The 15,783-nt window shown below is 63.9% G+C and carries 11 protein-coding genes; 3 read left to right on the top strand and 8 right to left on the bottom strand.

Translation table 11 applies throughout. From position 1 onward, the window contains the following. Positions 1-18 precede the first annotated feature (18 nt). Positions 19-2,145 carry a multicopper oxidase domain-containing protein gene (locus tag NKH95_RS26790; protein ID WP_352893810.1) on the bottom strand — a complete coding sequence of 709 codons (2,127 nt, stop codon included), beginning with the start codon at positions 2,143-2,145 and terminating at the stop codon, positions 19-21. Continuing rightward, positions 2,142-2,582, bottom strand: coding sequence for a hypothetical protein (locus tag NKH95_RS26795; protein ID WP_352893753.1), 441 nt, complete (start codon positions 2,580-2,582; stop codon positions 2,142-2,144). Before NKH95_RS26795 ends, NKH95_RS26790 begins: the two co-directional genes overlap by 4 nt. Before the next feature lie 119 nt (positions 2,583-2,701). On the opposite strand from NKH95_RS26795, the gene NKH95_RS26800 reads away from it, so the two are divergent. The 3 genes from NKH95_RS26800 (at position 2,702) to NKH95_RS26810 (ending at position 8,353) form a co-directional block, all read left to right on the top strand. After that, positions 2,702-3,748: a ferritin-like domain-containing protein gene (locus tag NKH95_RS26800; RefSeq protein WP_352893754.1), complete on the top strand. Its 1,047-nt coding sequence runs from the start codon at positions 2,702-2,704 to the stop codon at positions 3,746-3,748. Between the two features lie 356 nt (positions 3,749-4,104). Continuing rightward, the gene (locus tag NKH95_RS26805; RefSeq protein WP_352893811.1) at positions 4,105-4,710 is read left to right on the top strand and encodes a Crp/Fnr family transcriptional regulator; all 606 of its coding nucleotides are present in this window, start codon (positions 4,105-4,107) and stop codon (positions 4,708-4,710) included. 100 nt (positions 4,711-4,810) lie between these two features. Then, the gene (locus NKH95_RS26810) at positions 4,811-8,353 is read left to right on the top strand and encodes a tetratricopeptide repeat protein (protein WP_352893755.1); all 3,543 of its coding nucleotides are present in this window, start codon (positions 4,811-4,813) and stop codon (positions 8,351-8,353) included. 37 nt (positions 8,354-8,390) lie between these two features. Here NKH95_RS26810 and NKH95_RS26815 read toward each other — a convergent pair whose 3' ends face one another. The 6 genes from NKH95_RS26815 to NKH95_RS26840 all read right to left on the bottom strand — a co-directional run bounded on the left by NKH95_RS26815 (position 8,391) and on the right by NKH95_RS26840 (position 15,694). Beyond that, complete coding sequence (locus NKH95_RS26815) at positions 8,391-9,041, bottom strand: hypothetical protein (RefSeq protein WP_352893756.1); 651 nt, start codon at positions 9,039-9,041, stop codon at positions 8,391-8,393. Beyond that, the gene (locus NKH95_RS26820; RefSeq protein ID WP_352893758.1) at positions 9,038-10,363 is read right to left on the bottom strand and encodes a YCF48-related protein; all 1,326 of its coding nucleotides are present in this window, start codon (positions 10,361-10,363) and stop codon (positions 9,038-9,040) included. The genes NKH95_RS26815 and NKH95_RS26820 overlap by 4 nt, the downstream gene beginning before the upstream one ends. Positions 10,364-10,534: 171 nt before the next feature. Next, positions 10,535-11,947: a flavin-dependent monooxygenase QhpG gene (qhpG, locus tag NKH95_RS26825; RefSeq protein WP_352893759.1), complete on the bottom strand. Its 1,413-nt coding sequence runs from the start codon at positions 11,945-11,947 to the stop codon at positions 10,535-10,537. Positions 11,948-11,959: 12 nt separating this feature from the next. Then, on the bottom strand, positions 11,960-13,333 hold the full coding sequence (locus NKH95_RS26830; RefSeq protein ID WP_352893761.1) for a radical SAM/SPASM domain-containing protein: 1,374 nt from the start codon (positions 13,331-13,333) through the stop codon (positions 11,960-11,962). Beyond that, on the bottom strand, positions 13,317-14,147 hold the full coding sequence (locus NKH95_RS26835) for a hypothetical protein (protein WP_352893763.1): 831 nt from the start codon (positions 14,145-14,147) through the stop codon (positions 13,317-13,319). The genes NKH95_RS26830 and NKH95_RS26835 overlap by 17 nt, the downstream gene beginning before the upstream one ends. 14 nt (positions 14,148-14,161) lie before the next feature. After that, a complete protein-coding gene (locus tag NKH95_RS26840) occupies positions 14,162-15,694 on the bottom strand; it encodes a hypothetical protein (protein ID WP_352893765.1) in 1,533 nt (510 codons plus the stop codon). Positions 15,695-15,783 lie beyond the last annotated feature (89 nt).

A 15,783-nucleotide genomic window follows, 5' to 3' on the forward strand; every position in this document is an offset into this window, starting at 1 on the left:
TTCATGAGTGGCTTGTGTTCAATGATGACGCGTCAATGACGCCTTCGGGATAACTCGCACCAGCTGCATCATGCCCCGATCCTCATGCTCAAGGATGTGGCAGTGCAGAACGAACGATCCGGTGAAATCATCGAACCTGTGCCGGATCTTCACGTAGCCCGGCGCCGTGACGCCGTTCTTCTTCCGCGGAATTGCGACGGTGTCCTGCCATGGCCGCGGTGTGGGCGGGATGTAGAGCCTATGCTCCTCCGGCATTCCTGGGTCGAATACCTCGATCACTTGGAACGGATTGACGTGGATATGGAATGGATGCGCTGCTGTATTCGTCGTGTTGACCAACTTCCACTCCTCGGAATCGCCCAGCACCATGGTGTGGTCGTATCCACCGTCCGAGAACTCACGACCATCGATCAGAGGGCCCTTTGACGTTTCCGAGAATTTGATTGTGCGCACGATCGGCGGCTCGTCATCGGGGAGATCGGCGAGAAAACTTGGTCGCGGCGGAAATGACGCTTCTGTCGGAAGCGTCATCGCCATGGGCTCGCCGCTCACCACCAGTGTCAGCAATGGCTGAATGGACTGGTTGTCGACAGCGATCTCCAAGTCGAATATCGCGCTCTGTCCATCAACGGCCAGCGCAGGCGCCTGCACCAACAAGTCCACGCGGTTGCCTGGCGCAAAGTTTCGCAACGGGTAAAAGGTGTCCTGGAGCGGCCGGGTTGCATATGTCTTCGGGTCGAACTGCACGCCGTCTTGCGCTGTCTGTTTCCACGCAGGCAGTGGAGCGCTCGTCGTCTCGTCACGCGGCCGGAAATCGGTAATCTTGCACACCGCGTCCACGCTGCCATTGACCAGCCGCCACAACTGCACTTCGCCGGGGCGCATGCTGATTGTTGGCGTCGCCTGGCCGTTCACCATCAGGGACGGGATTTTGCCCGATTCCACCATGGTGGGTGGAAACTCGGCATATTGCTGGACGATCATGACCTGCTCGACGAGCCCCGGCAGCAGCACCCGCAGTTTGTCGTCGTAACTTTCACCTTCGACCACGAACACACCGGCCATGCCGTGGTACATGTTGATCGCCGTCGATCCGTGCACATGCGTGTGATACCAGTGCGTGCCAGGTGCCTGTCCGGCTACAGCCGGTGGCTGCGTGGTCGCTCCCTTGTGATGTGTCATGGCCATGGCTGGTTGGACAAACGGTGTGATCTGGAACGAAAACGGATGTGCACCAATCTCGAACTGCGGCCACATTCCGGCGGCAACCTGCTCTTTCACCAACGGCAGCAGCCGATTGGCTGTCGGCAGCGTGCCGGGCTCCCCCTTCCATGTTGCGCTGTCGTCATAAGCAGCAAGCATCTCTTCCTGTAGCGCCGTGAGATCGAGTGGAAGATCTCGCCAGTTCCGCGGCGGGTCGCCGCGCCGGGTGCGCTCGAAGATGGCATCGAAATAGCCACCGACCTCGTCCTCCTTGAGTTGCGGATTGGGACGAAGTTTAAGCAGCACGTTGTCGCCCAGCCCGTCCGGGGAGACGTGAAAGCCGTGGAAGTGGATGTTCGTCGTGCTCGAGCCGTGGAAGCAGTTCGGGAACACATCGCTGGATAAGGGGTAAATTGTGTCACCACCAAAGGACTTGGTAACCTCGCAACCGTCAGCTTTGCCGGTCTCGCCTCGGTCGATGCCGTCATCACCGAAAGCCGACACGTCGATGGCGTTGAAGAACTTGATCTCGACGAAATCGCCCACCCGTGCGCGCAGCGTGGGGCCAGGATTCATCGCCTCGCGATCGTCGGCCGGCGGCCACATGGCGCCGGTCAAAACGTCGCGACCCCAGAAGTGCCGAAGGACTATGCTTTCGGACTTGCCGGGAAGGCGCCGCGCGATGTTGCTGGTGCCCAGCACCGCTTGCAGGCGACCGCCGGCACTGCCGATCTCGCCGATCTTGCGTAGGGATGGCCCCAGCGCCGGCTCTTGCGCGGCTGCCGGCGCAACAAACCCGCGCCGCAGCGTTAGGGCTGCGAGTGCGAGAACGCCGGTCGCTGCGCTGATCAAGAAGCGGCGGCGGCTCGGTCGTGCCGTTGTCGCCTCGAAGTCAACTCCAGGACTCGACTGTCCCACGATGCCTCCGGCCCGGACCGTCATGGCCAATTGATCTCGATGACGCCGAGTTCCTGCGGGTCGCGTCCAGAGCGCATCGAGCAGGTATACTCAACCCGGGCCGGACCATCGCTGCCGGCGATCCTGAGAAGCGAGCTGACCTGTGGCACGTCAGGATCGAGGCAGCGGGGAATCCGTTGCGGGAACCATTGATCGTCCGCCCCCCCGACCGGCTTGATCCAGTGCCCGGCTTTCCGGTCAAAGTTTCGGAACACCACGACCTCGACCTCGTCGTCGGCCAGTATCAGCGACAGCACGGGTGGGTCAAACGAAATGAGATCTGTCGTTCGGCGAATGTCTACGGTCTTCAATTGCCACCCTCGCACATTGTTCCAGATAAATTTTCTGCCGCAGAACCGCTTGACGTCACAAATACAGCAACGACGATGGGAGTAATGAAGTTGAATGTTCGGCGCGTCCATTGTGCTAAATCTTCTCAAGCTCCGATGTGGCAAAAGCCACAAACGTGAGAGGCGCTAGGCCACTAGAATTTCGGGTCGGCAGGCCATTGCCTCCGCCGGCTTCACCAGATGGAGTTGGTATGCTCAGGATACAGGCTTCGCCGATCACCGATCTCACCGGCCTTCGCGCGGCGCTGCAGCAGGCGATTCAGCTCGAGCATTCGACGATCCCACCCTATTTGTGTGCCCTGCTGACGCTGTCCGGAAACTCGGACGCGGTGCGGTACGCGCGGCGCCTTATCAGGGATATCGTCCTGGAGGAGATGCTGCATATGTCGTTGGCCTGCAACATCGTCAATGCCATCGGCGGTACGCCCGAGATCAATCGTCCGGGCCTGCAACCCATTTATCCCGGCCCGCTTCCGATGGGCATTGCCGGTGGTGTCGAGGTTCACCTGAAGCGCTACTCGCGTGCACTTGTCCGTGACGTATTCATGCAGATCGAGGAGCCGGAGCTGCCGCTGGATATCCCGGTGCTCGGAGCACTGCCGCCCGATGCGGCGAGCGGACCACGCACAATCGGTGAATTCTACGCGGCGATTCGCCACGAGATCGTCCGTCAGACGGATGCCATCTTTACCGGAGATCCGGCCCGGCAGGTGACGACCGGTCGGTTCGACGCCAGCGAGGAGTTCGTCGTCAGCAATGTCGAAACGGCGCTGCGCGCCATCGAAACGATCGTAGAGCAGGGTGAGGGCACACCACAGTCGCCTTTTGACCTCCAGCAGGACATCGCACACTATTATCGGTTCCAGGAACTCGAAAAGGGCATGAAGCTGGTTGGTAATCCAGGGTCCCCGCTGAAGGTCGGCTTCGATCCGGCCCAGCCGCTGGTGATCGACGACGATGCCGATGTGATCAAGATGGTCGACAACCCGCAGCTCGTCGCGATTGACATTTCGGACGCCCAGGCGGTGCAGCTTTCGAACGAGTGCGACCGACTCTATTCAAGAATGCTGGACGAGCTGCAAATGGGGTTCTCGGGCGAGCCAGACAAGGTAGACACCGCCGTCGAGACCATGCAGGACTTCGCCGGGGTGGCACGCGACCTGCTAGCCCAGCAGCTTACAGCAGGACCGCAATCCGGATTTTTTGCGGGTCCGCGCTTCCGCTATTCCGCAGCCTAGTTCCGGCGGCACGCCAGTTTTTCATTTGCCGCCGCCACGCGTCGAACGTTCTTCAGTATCCGCAGGGGCTTACACAGTTCACCGGCAAATACAAAGAGTGCGCGCCGTTGCCGGTCCACTGCCTGGGATCTGGCAGGTGTCAGCCAGCAGATTTGACGAGAGCCTCGGGAGACTCCGAGGCTGGTGTTGCAGCACGTCGCAGGACAGGCGATTGACAATGCGCCGTTCGTATCAGAAGATCATAATATATTCGAATTCTTGGTGGAAATGTGGCTGCTGCGCCTCTCTTCAGGCGTGTCGCGTTACTCGCTCAACTCGCGGACAGCGAGTTGCAGGCGGTAGTTTCGAAGTGCGTCGTGTGCCGCGTACCCAAAGGTACGCAAATACTGTCGGCGAAGGACGATACTAAAGACTTGTTCTTTATTCTAGAGGGGCGAGCCCAGGTGAAGAACTACTCGCGGAACGGCCGAGAGTTGATCTATTCCGAAATAGGCAGCGGCGGGCTTTTTGGCGAATTCGCGGCCATCGACGGCATGCCCCGGGCGGCAGACGTGTGGGCGCTCGAAGACACGATCGTCGCGCGCCTTGGTTCGGCCGACCTACTGTTGCTGATGCGGGAACATTTCGTGCTGGCGCTGGAACTGCTGAAGTTACTCACGGCGAAGTCTCGGGCGTTGTCGGACGGGTTGCTACAGCGGATCGTGCTCAGCGCGCACAATCGCATGCACGTCGAGCTGGCGCGCTTGGCGGTCGACGGCCAGCACGCCGGAGCGAGCGCAATCATCAGCCCTGCGCCGACCCACTACGAGATCGCCGCAAGGGTCGGCTCGCACCGGGAGGCGGTGACAAAGGAACTCAACCGCTTGGAGGCCCAAGGTTATGTCCAGCTCGGACGTGGACAAATCGTCATCGTCGACGAGCAGCGGTTCCGAAGCGACCTCGTCGACGGGTTCTTGGTCTAGGTCGGACCAGACCAAGGTCGGGGCGGTTCTCGCGTCGCGGCGCTCGGCCGCAACCTTAGATGCTCCGGCAGCTCGAGAGCGGCCGCTCCGCAAGCTCGCCGTGCTTCTCTATGCCGATGCGGTGGGCTATTCTGCGGTGACCGCCGCCGACGAACTCGCAGCGCATCTCGCATTGTTCGCGAGCTTCGAGCTTTTCGCCAGTACATTCGGACGTCACGGCGGAGCAGTCATCTATCATCCGGGTGACGCAGTCCTTGCCGAGTTCTCGACGGTGGCGGGCGCGGTTATGGCGGCCGAGGAGGTGCAGACGGCCCTCGCCGCATCGAGGGCCTCCGCCGCAGGCAGCCTGGAGTTCAGGATCGGCGTCAATCTGGGCGATACGATCTTCGACCACAACAATGTCTATGGCGACGGCGTCAACATTGCCGAGCGCATCCAACGGTTGGCCGAACCGGGGGGCGTGTGCATCTCGGAAGCCGTCTACTCGACGCTCGGGGAGCCGTGGCAGCGCCGCTTCGCCTATCTGGGTGAAAAGAATCTCAAGAACATGAGCCGGCCTGTCGGGGTCTACCGCCTTAAGACGACGGCGCAGGACGCCGCCCCGGCCGAATCCGAAGCAAAGCGTTTCCTCGCGGTCGCCACGTTCAAGATGTCGATGCAGGCGGGCTCTGGCGGACTCGATGCCGAGGACACCCGCCGCGCGGCGATCGCGTTCGACAGGGTGCTGCGCAGAAGTGTCGCCGCCAAGGGCGGGACGATCGTCGGGCGCGCCGGCGACAGATACATCACCGCCTTCGGCATCGAGCCGACGCAGGAAAGCGCGATCTTGGCGTCGGTCGCTGCCGCGCTGGATTTCAGCCGCGCCGCTGGCGATCCGGCCGAAGGGCTGTCGCCCTTGGTCGGCTGGCGCGTCGGCATCGACTGTGGCCTCGCACTCGTCGAAGGCGAGCCGGGCTCTAGCGAAAAGGGCATCTACGGGCCACTGGTGGCGAATTCACTCTGGCTGGCCGAGCGCTCGGGCGACGCCGGCGTCTACATGACCACGGACGTGTTCAATGCCGTAGCCGAGTGGTTCGACGCCATCAGGATCGACGCTGGCCCGGACGGGGCGGTGCCGATATGGCAGGCGATCGGCGAATGCAGTCGGCCGGGGGCTAACCGCATCGGCTTTGTCGGCCGGCTGGTCGAGCTCCTGCAACTGCGCAGCATGCTGACGGCCGTGCTGTCGGCTGGACGCGGCTGCGTCGTCAGGATCGTCGGCGAGGCCGGCATTGGCAAGACGCGGCTCGCCGAGGAATTAGCCAACGGCGCGAACTGGCGGCCGATCCGCGTGGAGTTCGACGATTTCGAGGCACGTTCGGCATCGCTCTCCGTCGCCGGATCGTTCGTCCTGGAGCTGGTTAGGGCGAACGGGCTGAAGACCGCGAGGGTCGAGATCCTGGTTGCCGAGCTGCAGCGTCAAGGCTGGCTGGAGAAAAAGAACCTGGCCTTCTTCTACGATCTGCTCAACGCGTCCGTTCCGATCCAACTCATGGGGCAGCATTCGCTGTTGGATGAGCAGGCGCGTAAACTGGGCAAGCAGGCGGTCGCGCTGGATCTCGTGGCGAAGCTGTCGCGCCGCGCGCCTTTGGTCATCATCGTTGATAATGCCGAACAGGCTGACCATCTCCAGATGTCCTTCATCAGCGATCTCGGCGAGATTGCGGCCACCCACCCTGTCGCGGTGCTGCTCACGTCGCGCGTTGCCAGCTTCCCGACGGAGGTCGACGCGTCCGGCCGGTCCGTCCCAAAGGGCCTCGTGCTGCCTCTTGGATCGCTGGCTTATGACGAATGCAGGCAGATAGCGGAGCAGTTTCCGGCAGTGGACGGGCCGATGATCGATGGCTGCATCCAGCGCTCCGGTGGCAACCCGCTATTCCTAGTCCAGTTGCTGCAGCATCACGACACGTCGACGGGTCGCGCGATTCCGGCCACCATCATGGATGCGATCGACTCGCGGCTGGCCAGCCTGCCGCGCCGCGACAATGCGGCGCTCCAGGCGCTGGCTGTGGCGGGGCCGCGCGCGGCCGCGGAAACGCTTGCCTTCCTGCTCGGTGAGCCCGCCTACGATCCGCGCAGCCTGGTGCAGGGTGGACTGATCCGGATGGTCGACGACGCTTGGACCTTCAATCATCCACTCATTCGCGAGGTCGCCTACGCCTCCATCATGACTTCACGACGGCGCGACCTACATCTGCGCGCCGCCGAATGGTTCAGCGACAAGGACGCTCTGCTGGAAGCGGAACACCTCGAAAAGGCGGGCGACGAGCGTGCCGGCGAGGCCTTCTACCGCGCTGGCGACCAGCATTTGGATCGTCTGCGCCACGAAGAAGCGCTGGCGCTGGTGGAGCGGGGCCTGCTCTGGAGTCGCTCCGGACGGCTCGGGGGCGACCTGCTCGTTCTGAAAGCACAAGTTCTTCTGGCGACGGGCCTCACGGCGAGCGCGACCTCGGTCGCCAGCGAAGCAGTGGCGATGCTCGACGGAGCCGACGATCACAAGGCGGTGAAGGCTCGGCTAGTGCTGGCAAAATGCTGTCTGGCGCTCGACCACTATGACGACGCGCTGGCCGCGCTGGAGCGTGCTGAAGAGATGGCAAGCCGCGGCGACTTCGCGGCCGAACTGGCGCAGGTCCACTACCTGAAAGGCAGCGTCTATTTCCCGCAGGGCAGGATCGAAGAATGCTACCGCCGGCAGCGGGCGGCGCAAGAGATCGCCCGCAAGGCCAATTCCGTCGAGACCGAGGTCCTGGCGCTCAGCGGTCTCGGCGATGCCGAATATGCGCGCGGCCGCATGCGCAGTGCCCATGAATTGTTCCGTCAGTGCGTCGAGATGTCGGACGCCCGCGGCTGGCGCCGCCGTGCGGCCGAGAATCATCACATGGTCGCGACGGCCGCCCACTATTTCGTGCGGCTCGCCGAAGCGCTGCAAGAAGGCCATGCGGCGCTGGAGCGCGCCGAGGAGATTGCCCACCACCGCGCTAGGCTCTGCTGCCACTCATTCCTGAGCGTCATCCTGTTCGACCTCGACCAACTCGACCAGGTCAGGCACCATGTTGAGCAGGCCCAGGGGCTCGCCCGCGAACTCAACGCGCGCCGCTTCGAGCCGCTCAACCTCACCTATCTCGCCAAGGCGCATCGGCTTTCGGGCGAGCCCGTCCAGGCTCGATCGGTCATAGCCTCCGCCTTGGCGATCAGCGAAGAAGTCGGCACGTCTTACAACGGCGCGCGCGTGCTAGGGGAGGCGGCGCTCAACGAACCCGACACGACGCGCCGGAAGGTGATCCTTGCCAAGGGCGAAGCGCTGCTTGCTTCCGGCTGCATCGGCTCGAACCACCTCTGGTTCTATCGCGACGCCATCGATGCCTGTCTCAACAACGATGACACGACCGAAGCGCTGCGCTTCGCGGCCGCGCTCAAGCGCTACACTGCCCATGAGCCGATGGTTTGGACGGATACTGTCGTTCGGCGCTGCGAGCATTTAGCCGCCGTTCGCCGCGGCAGCGGCACCACTTTCGACGACATGAGCGATGTGTTGGCGACCTTCGGCTATCGGTCGTTCGCGACAGGCATTGCCGCCCTCGGGTCGACGCCGCTGACCAGCTGACGCGTTCTATCGCGGAGGGAACGGGCCTACCGCTACTCTAGGGCCGCATGCCGCCAGCGATCCATTTGTCGAACAGGTCGATGTCGGACTGAGGCCAAGCCCCGTCGCACGGCATCGATCCAGCGCGAATCTCGCCGCCGATCGCTTCGATGTTGGCCGTAACGTCCTGGTAGACGTCCAGGCGCCATCTCGCGATCGCTTTCATCGCGTTGATGTCCTTTGCCCGGAAGAGCGGCTTTATGTCCGTTTCAAAACTCGGTGCCGGCATGGCGTCGATTGTCCGGCTCGGCGCCGCGGCGACGCCCTGTCCGGTGGCGAGGTTGTGCATCTTGGACGTTGCGTCGAAGCTGGCGGTCTTGGAGTTGGAGACGGCGAACACGCGCACACCGCGCAGCGGCAGTCCCGGCCCCCAGTAGTTGGCGAGGTCGATACCATCGAGCACGGCCTCGGCGCGGATCGGACGCAGCACCGGCAGGACGGTTGAACCGGCGAGCGGTCGTCTGGCGGTGAAGTCGAACTCCTGGATGCCGTCGGCCGGCGGCGTCAGATAGATATATTGCGACAGCTCGCCATCACTCCAGCCGCTGGTGGTCACGCGCCCGAGGCAGCCGATCAGTAGCGAGGGCGGATTGCTCTTGAGCAAGGTGGTTTCGATCTCGTCGACGGCGTAGATCTTGCTGGTGCTCATGCGTTTGTTCCCTTGGCTTTCGTTGATGGTTTGCGGTGCACAACCATGCTCGTGGAAATGTCATCCGCTGTCAGGCGGACGATGAAGGCGCCGGCACCGAGGTCCCTGCCGTCATCGTCGGTGAAGTCCCATCGGATCGAGCGCGCGCCCGGCCGGGGATCTGTCTCGTCGACGAGCAAGCGCACCCGCCGGCCGAACCGCTCCCAAATACGGACATGGAACGTCCCGGCGCCTTGCGGGATATCCGCGGCGAACTGTACCGAGTCCTCGTCGGCAGGCTCTGCCTTGCGCAGGCCGGCGATGCTTGTGGCAGGGGGGAGTGGCTCGTCGGAGAGCTTGTAGACGGTGTCGCCGGACGCATAGGCGACCACCGGCGGTGAGCCGATGAAGCGGAAGCGATTCAGCCGGAAGCCGGCTTCGTTGGCGTCGATCCAGTTGCGTCCGCCGTCCTCGGTCATGCTGGTGAAGCCACCTGTGAAATCGAGATCGCCCCAGCCGCCGACCCAGCCAAGATTCTCATTGAGGAAGCCGATGCCCTCGAGGTTGGAGTTGCGCTGGCGATCGTTGATGCGCAGTCGGCGCCAGGTCGCCCCGTGGTCATCGCTGCGCAGGATCGCGCCGTCGAGGAAGTTCTCGCAGGAGACCAAAAGCGTGCGCGCGTTGAGTTTTTGGAACTTCCAGCCCCATTCGCCGCGCGGCAACTCGCCGTTCCTGGCATTCCTTGCGACGACATTGACCCATGTATCGCCGCCGTCCTCGGTGAAGAATATCCCGGGCACCACATCCGCTCGCTTGGGAGGGCGCCCGGGATGGCCAACATCGTCCACCCCGCCGACCACCCATCCGCGCTCGGGTGAGTCGAAAAAGATATCGACCAGCAACGTCGCGCCCGGGACCTGGAGGGAATCCCAGGTAGCGCCGCCGTCTCGCGTGCGCAATACACCTGTCGGCTCGTTCGGATAGTTGGTGCCAGCCGCGAAGACGACGCCCGGCGCAGGAGAGCAGAGGCCGCAGATGCGGCCAGGAGATGTCGCCGGCAGGTTTCCCACCGGCGCCCAGCTTTGTCCGCCATCGCGCGATGCGATCAGGCGCGGAGTGGGCTCCAGAGTTCCGACCCACCCCGTGCTCGAATCGGAGAATGCCATGCAGCGCAGGTAGTTCTCAGCAAAGTGCGCCTGCCGCACCCAACTCTCCCCGCCGTCGATGGTCTTGAGGATGTTGCCCTCGGCATTGACGGCCCACCCGACCGAGCTGTCGACGAACCAGATGTCGTCCGTGCGACCCGCGGCAGTTAGTTTCGTCGGCCGCCATGTCAGAGGCATCTCACTCACTCTCTGCCCAAGCCGGGCACGCCATCGAGAACTTCTCGGTGAGTTTGCCGCCTTCCGGTCAGTGCGACTGTGGGAAATGCCACCTTGATGCGATTTCGGCGCCATCTGGGGCAGGTCAGCCTGTGCTTCGCCAGCAAGTTGGTGCCAAGACGAGAAGCGACCCTAGCCCGCGCGAGTGCCCATCCTGGCCGGGACGAGCACCGCATTATCCCAGAGCTGCTTCAAAAGTCGTATCGCCGCCTGCTCGCCGATGGCTGGCGACCAGTGCTGGACCAGTTCCGCCGCCGTCATGGTGCGAGGCAGGTTCGCGAGCAACAAGCGGATCGGCACGTTGCCGACGAAGGCGATCGGCCTCGCGAGCCGAGGATGACTCAAGGCCGTCTCCTCGTCGATCATCTGTCCGCGGATTATCGGTTCCGGCGCAAGGCTTGCCGCTGCGTCGAAAACGAGCGCTGCGTCCGGAAGCAGCGGGCCATCCGCCTGGCGATGCCGTGCCTGCGCCTTGCCTTCAGCGCGGGCGAGCCAAAATGGCGTCGGCGTGACGGCTGCCTGGCGCGCGTAGTGCGCGGCCGAAGCGCGCCGGTCCCAGTCGAGGGCTTCCAGCGTGCGGTCGAGATGAAACGCCTTGGCCGCACCGCGTCTGCCAGACTGCCGCAGCATGGTGTTCAACGCGATAGCCCCTTGCTCGGCCGAAACGATCGCCTTGGTCATGCCCTGCGACGACAAGGGGTCGATCGTGAAGGCCGCATCTCCCACCGCAATGAAATGGTCGTCGACGCAAGGCTCAACGATAGTCGGCGATGCATCGCAGACTGTGACCGGATCGGCGAGCGGTGCTCCGGCCAGATGGCCGAGCAGCGACGACCCTGCGACCAGCCGGCGAAATCCGTCCTCCACCGTGGCCTCGCCTGCGAGCGCTAGATGATCGGGTGCGGCGAAGGCGGTGACCTGAATGCCGCCGACGAGCGGCGCCGCCCAGAACCAGGCATGAGCGGTCGCCTCGACGCAACTCCGTGCCGCTGCTTCGGGCAGGTTGAACTGGCCGGTCACGGCAAGCGTGACCGGGCCGAGGCGTCGCCGCCGGCCGCATCTCGGCCCGTGCCGGCCAGCGGCGAAGATCGCCAGCCTTGCCTCGATTCTTACCTGGCCTTCGGGCGTCTCTGCCTCGGCCAGCCAGCCTGTCCCGTGCCGGTGTAGTTCGTGGATGGATGCAGCGGTGGTGACGACGACACCGCACTGAACGGCCTTGTGCAGCAGCGCCGTCCGCACGGCGGTACGGCGGACGATGACGCTGGTGGCTTCGGAGGCGGCGGTCTCGGTGGCTTCACCCGCCCAGCGGACAGACGTCCCGGCAGATTGCGAAACACGCGCATCGGTGATGCAGTCGGCGATCCCAAGCCGCTCAAGCACGACCAACGAGCCCTTTGCAACGGACTCCACCATGCGCTGTTCGCGCGTCTCCCTCTGGTGGAGCAGGCAGACGTCGAGTCCGAACTCGGCCAAACGGCGGGCAGCCACCGCACCGCTGACGCCACCGCCGATGACGATGCAGTCGAAGCGTTGCCGCGCCGCCATCGCCGGCCGGGCTCAGGTCGGCCCGATGGGCGCGGCGCCGAAAAAGTCGGGACGGCGTGCGCTAAGCCTGACATAGGCGGCCAGGCAATAGGCAAGCCAGCCGCGGATGAAATCGCAAGCCGGACGCCCGCGATGGATCACCTCGTGATGGCAGCCTCCGCCACACAAATAGCGAGCGCCGCAGTCCGAGCAAGGTTGCTGGCGATGCACATGGCGATCGGACAGCCAGGCGCGCCGGCGGGTCTCGTCCGGTCCCAAGGCGACCGTACCCATCGCACCGGCGCCGTCATCAACGAAGCGGTGGCAGGCGAAGTAGGCGCCCTCGGCGGATACGCCTAGATAGCCCCCGCCGGCGCCGCAGCCATAGGGCCGGTGCGTTCCGCGATGGATTTCCCGCATGGCGTTGACGACGTTGAGGAAGGGGTACCGACGTCCTTCGATTACCGCATCCTCGAACGCACGGCCGCAGGCAATCATCTGCTCGAGCATGATTTCGAGCGCTGGCGTATCCATTTCGCCGCGACGCGTCGGCGAACTCAGCATTGGGGAGAAGCCGACGCTGAAGAAGCCACGATCGATGAAGTCCTCCAGAGTGCGCGGCAGGTCGAGATTGCCCGGCGTAACGGTTACTCTGGCGGATACCTGCATGCGGTGTTGCCTCTCCAGCAGCGGGGTGACGCGCCGGATGATCTCATCGAAGGAGCCGCGGCCGCCCTTGTAGGAGCGCTGTGTGTCGTGGACCTGGCCGACGCCGTCGAGGCTGATCGTCACCGCGAAGCCGTGCCGCTCGAAGAACTCGGCGTCGTCCGGGCGAATCAGCGTGCCGTTGGTGGTGATCGAGAAGTTAACCTGGACGCCCTTCTCGTCCGCCGCGACCTCGGCATGCTCCGCCGCCGCGCGCAGCACATCGCGGTTGACCAGCGGCTCGCCGCCGAGGAAGGCGATGTTGACTCGTTCGCCGGCCGTTACACCGCCGATGAGCGCGTCGATCGAGGCCTTGGCGATGTCGAGGGGCATGTTCTTCGGCCGGCCGCCGAATTCGCCTTCCTGGGCGTAGCAATAGGTGCAGCCCAGATTGCATTTCTGTGCGACCGCCAACGATATCGCATGCACCGGAAACGGATCGATCGGCGTGTCGTCGATAAACCGCTCTGCGTCGAGCCGATGCTCAGCGAGCCAGTCCGACAGCGCGTCGTCGTCGTTCGCGCGGGCGGTGAAGGAGCCCAGCAAGGTGTCGTCGATGCCGTAGAGACGCGACCCGTTGGCGAGGAACAGGTGAGGCTGGCCGTCGGCATGGAAGGTCAGGCCGGCCTTCGACCAGCGCGGCGCCGGTGCGGTGAGGGCCTTCGTGTTGGCTTCGGTCCGCATCTCAGGAAGCCGATCCATCGGGCGAATCCTTGCTCTTGAAAACGAACTGGAACTTATCCTCCCAGCTCTGCATCACGTCCTTGTGGGTCAGGAGGTTCTCATCCAGCAGCGTATAGAGCGGCTTGCCGTCGGCGTTCACGCGGGCGACGTTCAGCCAGTTGTGCCCAGTGGTGCTCGCCGTATCGGCGTCGGTGATGTTGACATAGTCGGGCCTATTGGCGGCCCAGTAGTAGCAGGCGCAGCCGATATAGTCGGTTTGCCATGGCGAACAGAGGCTTTCGGTGATCTCGCCCGGCAGGCTTGTCTCGCGCTTGATCAGTGCAGAATCCGCATCGAGCAGCCGATTGACCTTCAGGCGGAACGGCCCAACCGCGATCGCTTGGCCAGCCGACTGGAAGAAGCATTCGACCGTCTGCGCCGTTCCTCCCTTCTGGGCATGGATATCGGCCAGCAGGTTGCTCCATTCGAACAGGATGAACGGTCTGGGGAGGTTCTGATCCTGCAGCGGCCCTTTCATCTGCATGAAGGTCTGCCGGCCGTCGATCGCAAGGAAAAGGCCGCCCGCCACCGCCCCAAGCCGAGTGGCATCCGGGCCCTGCGAGACAATGTCGCCGCCGCTCGCCGCCACCGCCGCCTCATCGACGGCGATCACCTGGGCGTTGTGCTCAAGCACCTCCAGCCCGACGAAGAATCGCTTCCAGACGTTTTGGAAATTGAACTCCAGGCCAGGAAAAAAATTGCCGACCGCATCCTCGGGATGCGACGCGGGAGGATTGCCCCGGCCACGGAACTGTATCTCCGCCGTCACGTTTCTAGCCTTGATGGTAGCCATCCCGCATCTCCCTGTCAGGTTTCGTTGTTGCGGCGAACGCGGCTGAGGATTGGGCGCGTGGCATTGGCGAAGTCGAGGGGCTGCGGCGGGGCCGCGGCCGCGGGCGGGGCCACCCCCGCTACCGCTGCCACTGCATTGGGGTCGGCATGCGCGAGCTTGGCTATCATGCGCCTTGTAAGCACCAGTTCGAGGCCTTCGTTGCCGCGCATCATTGCCGGCATCTTGCGGCGGCCGGCATCGGTGAGGTCCGCGGCCTCTTCCGGCAAACGCACGAAGGCCATGCCATTTGGGAATGCGCCGGCATGGTCCGGACTGCGGAGCGCGCGGTCGACGACCCGCTTGTGCGCGCGCAGGGCGAAACTGTAGCTGGCCTGCTGTGCTGGTTTGAAGATAGGTTCCAAGAGCCGGTTGTAGGTGTCCGCCTCCTGGCCCGGCATGTTGTTTCCGAAGAGCGGATTGTCTGCGACCGGGCTGTCGCCATTGTGCACCACCGTGTTGATCTGGCGCATCGTGTCGAGCCCTCGGCGCAGGATGTCTTGCACGTCGGCGAGCAGCGTCGCCTGCCCGGCTGCGTCAGCTGGCGCGGCGACGCTGGGACCGAATGCCATCTGCTCGATCTCGTCGGCGATGGAGCGCACCGGCAAGGTGTCGGGTGCGAAATCCGGAACGGCCGACGCGAATCGGGCATAGCCGCTGAAGGTCTGGCCGCCGAGCGTCAGCGTCACCTCGGCGATACCGTCGCAGGAATCGTCGAAATAGCCGTGGCTGAGCTTCGAAGTCCCGCGGACGCCGATCGTCGATCCCTGGAAAATGTCGGCCGGCGCAGTCGAGACCGGCGAACCCGGTTCGTTCATGTAATAGCGGTCCCACCTACCCGACTGCGGCGGCTCCGGATCCTCAGACGTGGCACCGAAGTAGACGTCGTCGTTGATCAACGGATCGCCGGCACGCGGCCCGAAGACCAGTCCCTTGCCAGGCGTGAAACGCAGCCGAATCTCGGGGAATGCCGTCGTCGGCTTGATGAAGCGGACATCGCCTAGGGCGATGGTCTTGCCAGGCTTGAAGTTCGCCGAGTGGCCGACCAGCGTGTGCCGCGTGTGGTCGGAGAAGTTTCCGCTGTCCGCCTCGACCTTGTCGCCGTCGATACCGGTGCGACGGGATACCTTCCGATTGGCCGCCCTGACACGCCATGAGATCGACGCCGGCGAGCCGCCGAGGTCGGCGAGATCCTGCAGGGTCAGCGGCACCAGATCGTCACTGCCCTCGAACTCCGCCCAGACTTCAAGGAACGGCGAAACCGGCTTGATGCGCCCCTGACCGTCGCGGAAAAACACGCTTGCCGGCGTCGCCGCCGCGGCAATCTCGCCGGTTGCCTCATCCACCGAAAGCGTCTCGGCGGGCACGACGACGCGATAGTCCGACGTCTCCGCGCCCGCCGCGTCACGCGGCAGCTCAAGGGCATAGTTGTCCATGGGCGTCGACGACGATCCGAACCGTGCGATCGCCATAGGTGGGAGGATGCGTATCTGCCGCAAGACCTTGGCCATGGTGGTTCTCCGTTCGTGCGATCAGCCTGCATGCCGCGCCGTCACGTTAGCCCCCGTGCCACAGGGCGAATGTGAAAATTGCCACGTCG

The organism is Mesorhizobium sp. M0848 (genome assembly GCF_040319805.1).
Classification (GTDB): Bacteria; Pseudomonadota; Alphaproteobacteria; order Rhizobiales; family Rhizobiaceae; genus Mesorhizobium.